Annotated in this window: 13 protein-coding genes; 3 read left to right on the top strand and 10 right to left on the bottom strand. The window is 40.4% G+C overall.

Translation table 11 applies throughout. The annotated features are described in order from the left end of the window. Positions 1–144: 144 nt before the first annotated feature. The 6 genes from B5E62_RS10615 to B5E62_RS10590 form a co-directional block, all read right to left on the bottom strand. Positions 145–1,380 (bottom strand): deoxyguanosinetriphosphate triphosphohydrolase family protein, encoded by a 1,236-nt coding sequence (locus B5E62_RS10615; RefSeq protein WP_087174545.1) that lies wholly within the window; start codon positions 1,378–1,380, stop codon positions 145–147. Between the two features lie 18 nt (positions 1,381–1,398). Next, on the bottom strand, positions 1,399–2,100 hold the full coding sequence (locus tag B5E62_RS10610; RefSeq protein WP_087174544.1) for an RloB family protein: 702 nt from the start codon (positions 2,098–2,100) through the stop codon (positions 1,399–1,401). Beyond that, positions 2,093–3,319: an AAA family ATPase gene (locus tag B5E62_RS10605; protein WP_087174543.1), complete on the bottom strand. Its 1,227-nt coding sequence runs from the start codon at positions 3,317–3,319 to the stop codon at positions 2,093–2,095. Before B5E62_RS10605 ends, B5E62_RS10610 begins: the two co-directional genes overlap by 8 nt. 198 nt (positions 3,320–3,517) lie before the next feature. Next, positions 3,518–3,853, bottom strand: coding sequence for a nucleotidyltransferase domain-containing protein (locus B5E62_RS10600; protein WP_087174542.1), 336 nt, complete (start codon positions 3,851–3,853; stop codon positions 3,518–3,520). A gap of 5 nt (positions 3,854–3,858) precedes the next feature. Then, on the bottom strand, positions 3,859–4,098 hold the full coding sequence (locus B5E62_RS10595) for a hypothetical protein (protein ID WP_087174541.1): 240 nt from the start codon (positions 4,096–4,098) through the stop codon (positions 3,859–3,861). Positions 4,099–4,174: 76 nt separating this feature from the next. Further along, a complete protein-coding gene (locus B5E62_RS10590; protein ID WP_242957848.1) occupies positions 4,175–4,921 on the bottom strand; it encodes a replication initiator protein A in 747 nt (248 codons plus the stop codon). Between the two features lie 379 nt (positions 4,922–5,300). Between B5E62_RS10590 and B5E62_RS10585 the strand changes: the two genes are divergently transcribed. Beyond that, entirely contained in the window at positions 5,301–6,548 is a 1,248-nt protein-coding gene (locus B5E62_RS10585) for a hypothetical protein (protein WP_143468851.1), read from the top strand. A 658-nt stretch (positions 6,549–7,206) separates the two neighbouring features. Next, the gene (locus B5E62_RS10580) at positions 7,207–7,551 is read left to right on the top strand and encodes a plasmid mobilization protein (protein WP_087174538.1); all 345 of its coding nucleotides are present in this window, start codon (positions 7,207–7,209) and stop codon (positions 7,549–7,551) included. A 79-nt stretch (positions 7,552–7,630) separates the two neighbouring features. Here B5E62_RS10580 and B5E62_RS10575 read toward each other — a convergent pair whose 3' ends face one another. The 4 genes from B5E62_RS10575 to B5E62_RS10560 form a co-directional block, all read right to left on the bottom strand. Continuing rightward, positions 7,631–8,209: a cysteine peptidase family C39 domain-containing protein gene (locus B5E62_RS10575; RefSeq protein WP_087174537.1), complete on the bottom strand. Its 579-nt coding sequence runs from the start codon at positions 8,207–8,209 to the stop codon at positions 7,631–7,633. A 4-nt stretch (positions 8,210–8,213) separates the two neighbouring features. Continuing rightward, positions 8,214–8,891: an ABC transporter ATP-binding protein gene (locus B5E62_RS10570; protein ID WP_033125275.1), complete on the bottom strand. Its 678-nt coding sequence runs from the start codon at positions 8,889–8,891 to the stop codon at positions 8,214–8,216. 13 nt (positions 8,892–8,904) lie between these two features. Further along, positions 8,905–11,481 (bottom strand): ABC transporter permease, encoded by a 2,577-nt coding sequence (locus B5E62_RS10565; protein WP_087174536.1) that lies wholly within the window; start codon positions 11,479–11,481, stop codon positions 8,905–8,907. A gap of 417 nt (positions 11,482–11,898) precedes the next feature. Beyond that, entirely contained in the window at positions 11,899–12,522 is a 624-nt protein-coding gene (locus tag B5E62_RS10560; protein WP_087174535.1) for a hypothetical protein, read from the bottom strand. Between the two features lie 161 nt (positions 12,523–12,683). On the opposite strand from B5E62_RS10560, the gene B5E62_RS10555 reads away from it, so the two are divergent. Continuing rightward, positions 12,684–13,760 (top strand): hypothetical protein, encoded by a 1,077-nt coding sequence (locus B5E62_RS10555; protein WP_087174534.1) that lies wholly within the window; start codon positions 12,684–12,686, stop codon positions 13,758–13,760. Positions 13,761–13,922 lie beyond the last annotated feature (162 nt).

Here is a 13,922-nt window from a genome sequence, read left to right as displayed (position 1 = left end):
AACGTTTACCTTTCTGTTACTTCTATTTATTCCTGTTACTATTTCATTTTATTATACCATGAATACATTATTTGTACACAAAAGGATAGCAATTTTAAGGAATAAAAATTGCTATCCTTTAACTGTTAAATACTTTGATATAATTTAATATGTTAGTAATTCGTTAAATACTTTTACTGCAAACCTATCTGTCATACCAGAAATAAAATCCAATATTGCCCGTGCATAAATTTTCTCAGTATCAAGGTTTCCATAAACCTTTTTATTCTCACAATTCAAAGAAATAGTTAATAATTTTCCTTCCGGAACAATTTCCGGACTGCAATATCTCGCTAACCATTTATCAAATGAATTCATCAATACTGGGTAATATCTCTTTTTTTCCTCAATTTGAATCCACGAATGTTTATCATCAAACGTTTTCATTAAGACATCAAATATTTGATTAATCACTAATTTTGAATACTCTTTAAAAGGTTTTAATCTTTCATGGCCATATATATGTTTATAATTAAAATCTTTAAGACTATTAATTTGCTCTAGAAAACGGGGACTTAAACAAATTCCTTTTTCAGGTGTACTATTTTCACATATATCGATAATAAGATTATGCATTATGACTGTTGTATTTAAAACATCCTCATCATGTGTACGAGCCATCCTCAACAAATCATTTTTTGTTCTTTCATCTAAGAAACCCAGGTTAATAGCATCTTCTATATCTCTTCCGATATATGCAATTTTATCGGAAATTTTTACTACACATCCTTCCCATGTTACTGGCTGATATTGACCAGGTTTTTTAAATTCAGACAAATCTATCAATTCATCCCTCGCCATTAATCCATTCTCATCTACTTCTCCACAATGCGCAATAATTCCATCACGAACTGCATATGTTAAATCCAAATTTCTACTCTTTTTATAGTTATCTTCCAAAAGTTCTAAGTCATCAACAAATCTAAGTCCGTTCTTTTCATGCCAAAATTTTTCATCAAAATATTTCATGCTCAATTCACTTATTACTGTCTCTCCTTGATGCCCAAATGGTGCATGCCCTAAATCATGCCCTATAGCAATAGCCTTTGTTAATTCATCATTAAGTCCTAGATTTTTTGCTATTGTCTGGCTTACCGATTCAACATGAGCAACATGCTCCATACGTGTACATATATGATCATTATCAATATTAAAAAAAACCTGTGTTTTATGTTTTAATCTCCTATATGCTAATGAATGTAATATTCGAGTATAATCTCTTGCAAATGGACTTCGAACTTCATCTTTTCGTGAATATAACTCTGTTTGGCGTGATATTAATTGTTCCCATTTAACATTTTTAGATGTTGCCGCAACAGATTTAAATTTTTCTTTTGACATATTCTATTCTCCTTTCCACTACAATATAAAGTCCCTTCGTATATCCTCCGGCAAATATTTCACCAGTTCTTCGACCAGCTCATACACCTTCGTTCCCGGTGCTATCTCTGCCGGTGTTTTCCCTTGTCCATCTTTTATAATCCTTTTTGCATACCGAATCGCCAGCTTTGGATTTCCCTTTTCCATCAATATCTCAAATATATTTTTCATGTTCTTCTGATACTTCCCGATCCCCAGTTCCCGGAACTTATCGTTCAGAAATGAAATATATTCTGTCCGATGATTATTAGATGTATAGTATGCAAAATGTAGCAGAAACCAGAATTCGATGCACTCATTGCTCCACGCTGCGTGATACTGCAAATCTGGATTTTCCTGACTCAACTGTCTTGCCCGGTGTTCGACTCCATTAAAATCTTTCGCTGGGAAACTATCTTTGTCATATACACACCAGATCTGCCCTTTCTGGATTTTGTTCTTCTTTACATACCGTTCCGCCATACCGATCACCCGCATGGTTTCCGCCTGACATGGTTCTATTTCGATCAGTACCATATCACGGTAAATCGGATTTTCTTCGATGTATCTTTTAAATCCTTCAAAGTATGACGGTTCTGTCTGCTGGCCCTCGCAGAAAATATAGTAACGGAATTCTTTCTTTTCCAGATATTCCTTACGGCGCTTTTTCTTCCACGCCTCCATCCCGGCTTTTTTAGGCATTGACCCGCCCCCAATCTATAATCTTCCTGAGATATGGATCTGCCCCATACTTCCCTTCCAGATACTGCTTGTCAAATTTTGCATCTTTACGCACTGACTCGCCCTTATCATTTTTAAATTCCACCAAAGAATACAATTTCGAATTCTCTTTGTTTCCTTTTGCCACAAACCAGATTTCATCTCTCCTGAACACCTCGCTGTTCATTGTTGACAAATCGTGAGATGTAAAGATCAGCTGTGCGCCATGCTTATTGATCTTCATATCATTAAACATCATAATAATGTATCTGAGCAGTACAGGATGAATCTTGGCATCTAATTCATCGATAACCAGCGTTGTTCCCACGGAAAGGCTCTTCGCAATAAAGGGAAGCAGGCCGAACAGTTTCTTTGTTCCGCTGGACTCATCAAACAGATTCAACTCTACCTCGTAATCATCAACAATATGTTTTGTAAACACTTCAATTCGATCATGTTCTCTCTCTTCCACTCGGAAGTCCACAATATCTAGATCCATTTCCTGTATCATATCCAGCATCAGTTTCTTTACATCATCCGAATTTGAAACTGCCATACGCAGTTCCTGACGTGGATTTCCGTAATTAAGGAAATCAATCCCGTCATCAAACCATCCCAATACATCCTGCACCACTTCATTCTTGGCATAGGTAATACCTAGATAAGAAAGCAATGGCAGAGTTTCGGATAAATCTTCACTGGTTTTTAATTTAGAAAAAACACCTTTCAGTATGATTTCATTTTCATCTCGCTCAAATAGCGCCGATCTGCGCCCCGTTTCCAGCTTTATCCGGTCCAGTCTTTCATACTTGATCACGTCTTTTCTGACAGTGAGTTCATAGCGGTATTCTGCCAGTGCAGTCCTGAAAAATAATTCAAACTCGGTCGGAGCATTTGCGGTTTCAGTAGAAAAAGCAAAGGGCTCGATCAGTATTCTCTTTATCCTTATTGTCGCATTTTCATTATCGCTGGTCGCATATAATGGTCTCAGCACCTTGAACACCAGACTGTGCAGCGCCTCCAGCACATTGGATTTTCCACCACCGTTCGGTCCGTACACAGCTGATACCGGAAGAAATACTTCTCCATCTCTATCTTTGATTATCCTGTCCTCATGCTCAGAAATGGCGGCTGCCTGCATGTCAAATGTCATCTCGTCACGGATGCTCTTAAAATTCTTTACTGTAAACTGGCATAACATTTGTCTCTACCTCCATTTTGTTTCAACACCACAAATTTTTACTATCTTATCTTCTATTATATTCATTTTATCATTTTTGTAAACAATATTTGAGATAATATCTCATATTCATTCTTGTAATTTCGTTTTCGTATTGTATTAAAAAATCATCTGACGCCATTTTGCATCAGATGATCTTTTCTCCATCCTAGAGTTTCTTCAAACCGGGATCCGTATTCCCTCCTCTTTTATGTTTCTATAATAAGGCAAATTCTCCATCCACTCATTAAAATGCCCTGTGTTAACTACCACTGGAGAAATATCAACTGTGTACTGCACCATATAGTCAAATGCCAGATCACTTATTTTGTCTTCTTCCTCTTTTATCTGTTCTACCGTCAGAGACGTCAGGATTATAATATCTATATCTGACAGTTCCAAATAATCGCCTCTTGCATAGGAACCGTAGAGGATAACATCATCAAGTAATCCTCCCAGAATTTTTCTTACATCTTCTGCAAAATGTTGGATGATTTCCTGTATATCATTTGGCATCGTTATCACGTCCCCTCTTTTCTCAGTATAACATTCCCTTCAAATAATTCCATCTTATTTTTATCGTCCTCTTCCTTATCATCCTTCATCTTCTCAGCCTTCTCTCGCCCTTGTGCACTGGCCTCTCTGATTACCTTCTCTACCTTCTTCTGATTTGCCTCAACAAACACTTTCAATATGTATTCAGCAGCAACCGCCGGATCATTTGGGTCATGAAAGCGATAATTCAGTTTTTGTTTCTTCACGGCGGTCCCACCTCCTTGTCCGTTTTTTACAGGCTATGATTAACAACCTCCAATTAGAATTAATTTCATCCCCTTTTTATAAGCTATCCTCCTCACTGCAGGTATAATCCAGAATGTTTTTTACCGGGGCTGACCGTTCTGCCCATCTTCTCAAGGTAACAGCATGATCAGCATATTGCTTTCCACTGGAACGCATATAACTGGACAGTTCCTCAATCAGCCTGTCTAATTCCCGGATCTCCTGTTTCAATTCTCCATATTCTGTTTCAGAGAGAAGCACATTGTGATATTTTCCATAGGCAGAGCGCGCTCCTCTCTCTTTATTCATTTGACTATATATCATTTGACTATTACTCATTTTATTAGGGGATACTTTTCTATCCCTCGCAGGGACAGGTTTCTTTCCCTCATAAGTATCTTTTTCTTTCCCTATGGAGGATACTTTTCTTTCCTTCACAGGGACACTTTTCTTTCCCTCTGCCGGAATTCTGACATACAGCAGATTCGGCTTTGAAAAACCCTGCTTTTGTCTTTCTAAAAGTCCGGCATTTTCCAGTTCATTCAAAGCTTTCTTAATGGTCATATGACTCTTTTCCAACACTTGTGCCAAATCCATGATTGGGTAAATCACGTAAATATACCCTTTTTCATTCTTCCATCCGTTATTCCTTGAAATCTTGGATCGATCCAGCAACAGGGCATACAGAATCCTGGCTGTCTGAGTCAGGTTCATATTCAACAGAAACCGTGGGTAAGGAATGAAATCTCTGATCAGGGTCCGCTCTGTCAAATATTCCATCTGGTCTCTATTCTTCACATCCATCCTTTTGTTTCTGTCTGATCTTCCGCCGGCGGCTTCGCTTGGATTCATAACAGGGGCAACAGACAACAACAGTCCGAAAACTCTGCTTGCAGTCTCCGACACATTTCCGACAGGTGTCGTTATGAGCGCTCCGCCCTCTTTCGTTGAGAAAAAAGGCAAGTTCCTGTTTCCTTTTCTTGCTCATTCTCGGCACAGACATTCCTCCTCTCTGCCATCCTGCTAGTGTCCGGCACAGGACAGCGAAATATAGTCACGTTTCAGTATCATTTTTTGCATTTTTTGCCCTTTACGACAGGCTTTTTTGGCCTCAAATATATTTGCCTGGGGTTTATCCTATCTAACGGCAGAAAACGCTGTTTGGTCGTATTTCGGTATCATTTTGGAACAATTCATCTGGACTACTTTAACTGCCCCGCTAATCCCGTTCAAAATCTCCTGCCATCTTAAACACTTCGGAAAAACAGATGCAAATATTTACAAGAGAATAGGTGACGATATGGATTTACAGATGGATAAACTGGGACTCTCATTGGAGCAGACAGAAATACTTTATAATCTCGAATACTATAAGACGTTTAATGATATAGAAATGACAAAAGTTCCTGTAACTGGAGAAGTTATTAAGGAACTTAAAAGTGAATGGTTAAAAGAATGGTCAAAGTTTATTTCGAACGGCTTTGAAAGTTTCACACAAATCTCAGGTGCAGAAATGCACTGGTATAGCATGGATGAACTGCAGGAACGTATTGCAGCTAATGATCCCCAGAAACCGTGGTATAGGCTGATACTTCTTGAAGCCATGCTGTTTGAACCGTATTATCCTCTTGGTACGGAGAAGGATAAGAAAGGCAATGACATACCGAGTAAGAAATATAAGCATCTGAACAATCCATTATGTAGTTTTAGGAAAGGGGAAGGAGATCATTTCTTAGACGAACAATTCACAGGTAAGTATTGTAAGCAGGGGTATGTGAAGAGGTTACGCAGATCCTATGATAAACGTATGAGAGAACTCAGTGAAGTCCTCAAAACGGTGCTTACATCTCTGACTATTACAGCGGTTATTGCTATTATTACTGTTGCGTCAGCAGGCGCATTTGCCGGGCCAATAGCGGTGGCATTGGTGGGCTCCAATTTTGCAGGACTGAGCGGAGCGGCTTTGACGAGTGCCTGTCTTGCATATCTTGGCGGCGGTGCAATTGCGGCAGGTGGAGCCGGAATGCTTGGGGGAACGATTGCTATCGTAGGTGGTGGAGCTGCATTTGGAATAGGTGTTGGTGCTGGAGTTGGCGGTGCCGTTGGTTCCGCAGGACTTGTAGGCAAGAAAAACACAATAATGCATTCTGCTAAGCTGCTTACTTCAGTCAGAGAAATATTTCTTAATGACGAGCATGACATTGAATTTTCCAACAGCGTGTACGAGCAGTATCTTCAAAATATCACAGAAATTGAAAAAGGGTTTGTTGAACTTCGATTGAAAATGGATGTTGCAAAGGGCAAAGAAAAGAAAGAAATTGTTGAGACAATCAAAAAAGCGGAAGAATCGGTAAAGGCGATGAAAGTGGCCCGAAAAAATATGCTTAGGTTCAATAGTTCTTTTGCAGAAGGGTTACAGACACAGCAGTGATTTTGAATATAATTCCCGATATAATACAAATCTATTACCTATGGTTTCAGAGCAGAGAGTTTTGAACAAAAGCTTAAACAATCTTTATGGAAAAACTCTTCACAGAATATGAAAATAGTAAGTTCCTTTATGACGCTAAAAGTCATAAAGGAACTTTTTATATGGGAACTTTTAAAAATTACAATCACACATTGAATTCTTCCCTTTTTTTTATATTATAAGAGGGTTATTTGAAAAAACTATACTGAAAAACATAATTTAAGAAATAGACCATTGTATTTCCCTCTCTGTCCGTTGGGTTAAGTGAGAGGGTTTTTATTTTAGAAGATTTTCACGCTCACCAGAAGGTTGGTGCTTTAACTTTTCAGAAAAATTAATTTTTGATTTTCCCTTGTAAAAGTACCTTACGCCTTTTTGAGAAGTAGAGGGAAGTGTTTTTTCCTAGGGCAAGATCCACCCCGTAATACACTATTGTGTTTTCCTGTGTAGGGCTCTTGCTTGGGATTTCGCCTCCCCATACCCTCGATGATCTGCCGATCTGGCAGATATTGGCGTCCACTGGAAAGTGGGACGCAGCACAAAAGGAAGATTCCGGCAGGGCTGCCGGTTCTCCTATTTGTGGTGTTGCTGAAGTAACAGAAAGAAAGGAGGAGAAGCCATGAGAAAAAAGAGAATGGAACGGGAACTGAACCATCCGCATTTTGTCGGAGTCCGGCTGTCGGATATTGAACTGGAACTTCTGGACAGGAAAGCAGAGATCCTGGGAGTGTCCAGATCCGAATGCCTGCGGAAACTTCTGGTGGACAAGGAGATCGTGCATCGGGTAGAAGTGGTTGCCGATATGGAAGAACTGCGAAGCTTGTTGGGGGCATATGGAAAGATCGGCGTGAACCTGAATCAGATCGCACGGTACTTCAATACGGGCGGGGAACGTTCGCTGGCTATGGAAGATGAAATCCGTCACTGCATCGCGGAATTGTTCACACTCAGAGAAGAACCTTAAGATATAAAGACCTATTATGATAGCGAAAATAGTATTCACTTCCCTCATGAATTCATAATTCGGGTGCATCATAAAATGGTCAATAATATGTTGGAAAATGAGGGTACTTACTATTGTAATTCCCGCAATTAACAAAGAAGTTCCCAAAATAGTAAAAAATTCTTTTCTGTATTTTTATAAAAAATAAGAAATAATTTTGATAAGCTCCCTTTTTTAAGTTTTCTTTTTTAAAAAGGGGCGTCAATTGAAAAGCAATAAAATATCCTGTCCAGATTTTTGCAAATGTGTCTAATTTTATTTTTATGTTTCCTTCATCTGGATCAAAAAGCCATACTGATTTTGTGCTTATCTTTTTTACGACCATAAAATGATAAAGATCATCTTTTATGGTGTGCACTATAAATGGAACTGCTATTTCCTTTGTCTCGTTTACGTTAGAAAGTAACTCTTCGATTTCTCCTTGATAAGCGTCCGCAGCCATTCCAAGTATCTCGGCAGCTTTACAAATTCCGTAGATACTAGATCCGTTCATATTCACCTTTTCTAACTCTCGAATATAAGATAATGGAACGTTTAGTCCATAAAAATTGCAAATTGTCGCTAGGCATGCGACTCCACAATCCCTTGTATCATGTTGATAGACTCCACGAAACCGCATTTTCTCACCGCCTTATATCTTCTATGATCTTCCCGTCTTCAATTCGAATAGTCCGGCTGCTGTTTCCGGCAATCTTCTCGTCATGGGTGATCAGCAAAATAGTTTGTTTGTAGACCTCGTTTAATTCTTTAAAAAGATTGATAATTTCCAAACTGTTTTTCTGGTCCAGATTTCCAGTAGGTTCGTCAGCCAGAATCAACTGGGGCTGGCTGATCAGCGCCCGCCCGATCGCCACCCTCTGCTGCTGGCCTCCCGACAGTTCGTTTGGCAGATGGTCGGCCCTCTTTTCCAGTCCAAGTATCTCCAACAGCTTCTGGAGCTCCTCCTGATCCACCTTCTTATGATCCAAAAGCACGGGAAGGCTGATGTTTTCTTTTACATCCAGCACGGGAATGAGATTATAAAATTGATAAATCTGTCCAATCTCCCGTCTGCGGAATACGGTCAGATCCCGGTTTTTCATTTTGTAAATGGATTGCCCGCCTATAAAGACCTGCCCGTGTGTCGGTCTGTCCACGCCGCCGACCAGATGGAGCAGCGTGGACTTCCCGGATCCGGATGGGCCCAGGATCGTAACAAATTCTCCCTTTTCCACGGAAAAGGATACATGGTCTAATGCGATGACTTTATTTTCTCCAAAGCCATATTCTTTTGTCAGCTCTTCTGTCCTTAACACTTCCATCTTATCTGCCCCCTTACATATTTTCATCCCGGATGGAGTCTATAATATTTAAATTTTTCAGCTGGGACATGGCACAAACAACAGGTACGACAATGATTAGGATTGCAAACACGATCTGTACAGGAACCATATCCCACGGCATTTCCCAGCGGAGCGCATAATTTACTTTAAAACTAAGGTATACCTGATACAGGAGAAGAAAGCTTAGTGGTATGCCTGCTAGGCAACCGCTCACCCCATATATGGCGGCCTCGAAAAGCAGCATATTTCTTAAAGAAGCCGGAGACATTCCTATGGACTGATAAGCCGAAAACTCCTTCCTTCGCATCCTCATAGATGTAGAAATATTCTGGAAAATATTGGTTAAAGACAGTATTGTGATCAACAATACCAGCCCATATCCCAGGATCAGCTGGAAGAATTTTTCCGAATGGAAGTACTGGTTCCTCTGCCAAAGCAGCCGGCTGTTAAAAACAAAGGTGTCATTTTCCGGCAATACCCTTCCGTCCGCAAGCATGTAATTATAATCCGCCGCTTCTCCCTGCGTAAGCCCTACATCCTCGGCAATTTTTTTGATTTTTTCTCCTATCCGCTTCTCCTTTTCCATTTGAGAAGATGACTCTGCTCCGTACAGTAGTTGGCTTAATAAGCCGCTCTCATCGTTTTTTCTCGACCCTTTTATTTCGAATTTTACATAAGTTGCAATGCTTTTGCTTTCATAATTAGAAGCATACGTATCCGTTGGATGTTCTCCATAAGTCTCATGATAAGCAGGGTCCTTCAGCAGCTTTTTAAAATCACTCATAGACATATAAATGTGACAAATACCCAGCGTTCTTTCCTGATAGCCATCTATATTATCTTGCATACCAGAGAAATAAGGATACGGCGGGGGGGCCTGCGTGGTCCCTATTACCGTAAAATTTCCCTGTCTTATTTCATCAAGTTCGCTATACCATTTTCCTATCGTATAGGCTTCCATATCCCCATATCTGCTGTAATAAAAGGATAAGCTATCTCCCGGACGCAAATCCAGGATGCTCCGCTGATCCACGCCCTGGGGAGTCAGGACCTCTTCATAATCTTCTACCAGCACGGAGTAAGCCCCTCCCGTCTGACGCGGGATCTGACAGCCCGCCGCTTCCACATAATTCTGGAACGTATTGTCATCTAACCCAACAATCACCGTACGCAGATAATATCCCTCTATCCATTTTCCTGAGTGCATATCCTTCACACCCTTAATCTGTGACAGTTCTTCTTCCCGTGAAAGCCCACCAAAGCCAGTTACACCCGATATCTCAAATTCCTGCAAGTCTTTTTGGATCTGTCCGGGCTGTAATAATATCCCGCCCCAATCCAGATTTCGTTCCAGTGAAACGGAAGTGACTTCCGGGAGATCTTTTACATCCTGATAGAATTTTTCAATCTTATCCTGATCCATTGTATATAATTCTGCCCATAGCTGTAATTTCTCACGCCTCCGGTCATCCCTTGGGTAGTAGTCCCCGTTGATCCCCCGCATGGCAGCCGCCCCATCCAGGATCACACAAAAGCTAAGGGTAATCAGTATTCCATTGGATATATAATTTTTCCGGCGTATCCAGATGTTTTTTGCCGCCAGCATCCCTACCGTCCCCAATATACGGTGTTTTCCGAGTAAATTCGTCCTCTGGCGGATTTTTATCCCTATGGTATAAGGGCGCACAGCCAGGTCTAATCCTGACGCCTGGACAGCTTTCCACGCCGGAAACAGACAGGCGAAAAAGATCATGATAAATCCGAGAAGAACAAGCAGGAGTATCTCCTTTACCGTCACGGTCACTAGGAGCGTATCTTCATAAAAGAAAAGCTTCCGAAGAGCAAGGATGATGCCTTTTACCAGCAGCACCCCTGCACTAATCCCTACAGGTATGCCTGCTATCCCCTCCAGGATGCCTTCACAATAGACCACGCTTGCCTTTTGGAAGTCGGTGGCCCCAATACTGCCAAGCGTTCCCAAATACTTTAGTTTTTCAAATGTCGAGATGGCATAGGCATTATAAATTAAAACGCTTCCCATAAGCATTACGAGAAAGAGAATTAAATTGATTAATACCCCCACGCCAAATTTCCCCACCTGGTTAATGCCATAATATTGCAAAAGCTCCATATGATATGTAACATCGTATTTCCCGGACACCCGGTATGGCAATTCTGTCCTTTCATTTTCCGGAAGCTGTCGCATTCCAAGCTGTTCTGCTATCTTCTGTGTAGTCGAAAAAATAAGCCAGTTCACCTTCTTCAGTTCCACTCTGGCGCACAAAGCACTTTTCCCATCATGGCTACTGCAGTTCTCCAATTGAACATGCTTGATCTTTTTGTCCTGGCTTAACTTTAGATATTGCTCTTGATCCAGTTCATGGAAAATAGCATGATAGCCGCCCTGCTCTTCTATAATATTGCTTCTAATCACATCTAACAGGGTCTGGGAGAAAAGATAGATGGCGCTCAGGACGGCCAAGGTACAGATAATTCCCAAAATCGTCGCCTTTGTGCGTTTCCGGTTTTTTTTCATATACTGCCATGTCAGTTTATAAATGATATTCATATTTCCCCCTACGCAAAAGAACCATGGCTAAGGGCCATGGTTCTTCAGTTCTCAAGTTACGGCCAGGTAACGTTATGCAGCCCCTTATAATGCATAGTCATTACATCACGACTGTCTGTGGAAAAGCTGCAATATCTACACTGATACTTCTTTCCGCCCGTTACGTTTTTTGCTTCTTTTTTAGACAGTTTTCTCATAATCGGCACCGCCTTTTACATGGATTATTGTTACTATAATCATATATCTTTCCATTATATTTTTCAACAATTTTACATATAATCCATAAAATTCTAATTTTTATTTTTACATTATTACACACCAACGACACAGTAGTATCAATATTAATTATGGCACGTATTCCCTCATATATCTTTTTAATGTAGCCAGCGATATATGAGCCTCCTCACAGACAGATGCTTACCAGCCGGGTGTATCCTTATATTTTTCGTAGAGTTGCAAAAAGGCTTCTTTTTCCAATTTACGGGGCCTTCCATACCGTTCCCATTCTCCCCGCTTCTTCATGGCTTCGATGCCCTCTCTCTGTCTCTTCGCCCGCTTTTCTGTTTCCCATTGTGCCACAGCTGAAAAGACTTCTATTAAAATTTGATTGACCATCTCCATAATCAAGGAGACCATAGAGCTTTCATATTTTGATGGATCGATCAGAAAAGCATGATCAAAATTTTCTATTGTGATATACTCCCAAGGCCACGACTTATTTGGTAGTTCTCTGACGATATATCTATAAAAATATACCCCGTCCTCTTCCCCATTGAATTCATCAAGGAACTCTTGCTGCAGTTTCACATATTGTCTCAAAAATTCATGAACACCTTCCATTTCTTTCAGTTCCATGCTGTCAGGAAGTGGAGTGTCTGGCATGGTATCGATGATCTCCTGCCAGGCGTCAAATCTTTCAGCCAAAGTCGCATCCGGACACTGCCAGATGATATATGCCATCTCTAATGAAGAAAATATATAATTGATCTTTTCCAGATGTTCCTGAACGGATTTTGATTGGATAAAACGATAAATATTCATAAGCAATGACCTCTCTCATGTTTTATTAATTCCCGGTAACTTACCTTTGCTTTTTCTTGTTGAGGCAAGTATAGCAAGGATGATGGACCAAAAAAGACCCACTGTGGATAGTATCGTAATCCATGTAAAAAGGAATTCTAAAGTAGAAAGGGGAAACATACATGATAGATTTTTTAAAATTTGTCAATTCCGATACTGTCCGTAATCATTTACAACAAATCCGATATCAGCCAACCGCTCTGGAAGCCGCCTGGCTTACCTGGCAGTGTGAAACAATCAGTTTAGAGGAAAAATGTACTGCATGGCGGGAGATCATAGAAACTCTTCCCGACTGTCCGACCGGCAGCCGAACAATGGGACTAAAAGAAAAGTACAGAGACAGCACACATACTTTCCTGCGAGCGTATATCGTACAGCAGGAAGAGCTGATCGGTGCATTTTATCAAACAGATGAGCCTGACGTTTATTATGCAGAATACCATATTCTTCCAAAAGGGGAGCGTTTCTGGCGGGAATACCGCAGCATCCGGGAAGGTTTTCCTACCCTGGAATCGGCCTTGCAGATAATTCCAAAAAATGAAGGAGTTATCATTCATATCACGATTTATAAAGAGAACTCCAACGGGGATTTTCTGATGGCTGCCAGATTTCTCCCGGATTACAGACTTGCATTTGTGGATGTGCGTCCAGGTTCCATGTATGCTGTTAATATGGATAAAGACCAATGGGCTTTGTATACCGGTGTGCTTTATCGCCCAAATCCAACTTCTATTTCTATGAAGAAAAATTTTTCCTTGCCTTTTCACTCCGGAGATGTTCTTTACAATCCAAATATGCCAGAAGGGATGTTCTGTGGTGGAGTCTTTGTTCTCGCAGAGACAGAATCTCACGATGCATGTGGATATTTTCTGTGTGATGATAAACCGGACACAATAGCGGCTCTTTATCCACGTCTATTAGACTGCGAGTATTATCCGACGGATGCTCTGTCTGAGTCATATCGGATTTTTCCTCTGATAAGCAAATTCTTAAAAAGAAACCATGCAGCCTTGGATCCGTTGACTTTTACAAAATTCATCAATGACTACCATGACCTTTTGCTTCCTCCTGCTGAGCCCGAAGATGATGAAGCAGATACCGGAAAAAATGGTCCTTTTCTTTCCGTTGAAGTTGCAAAAGTTCCAGAAGGAATGAGTCTTGAAGAATTTATTGATCTAATGGAAAATGACGAAGAATAGAGAAAAGTCCGCAATCAGCCTGAAAACTGATTGCGGACTTACAAGAGAATATTCCTACCAAATTTGGGGTAAAGAGATTTCATATTATGAATCCATAATATTTTTTACAATATGCAATTTATTTTGCAGTGTATTCTCTAATTTATTAATTTGATAATCTTC

The sequence above is a fragment of the Lachnoclostridium sp. An118 genome, assembly GCF_002160985.1.
GTDB classification, from domain to species: Bacteria; Bacillota; Clostridia; order Lachnospirales; family Lachnospiraceae; genus Claveliimonas; species Claveliimonas stercoravium.
Note: the sequence above shows the minus strand (reverse complement) of the source record. Positions and strands in the feature narration are given on the sequence as shown.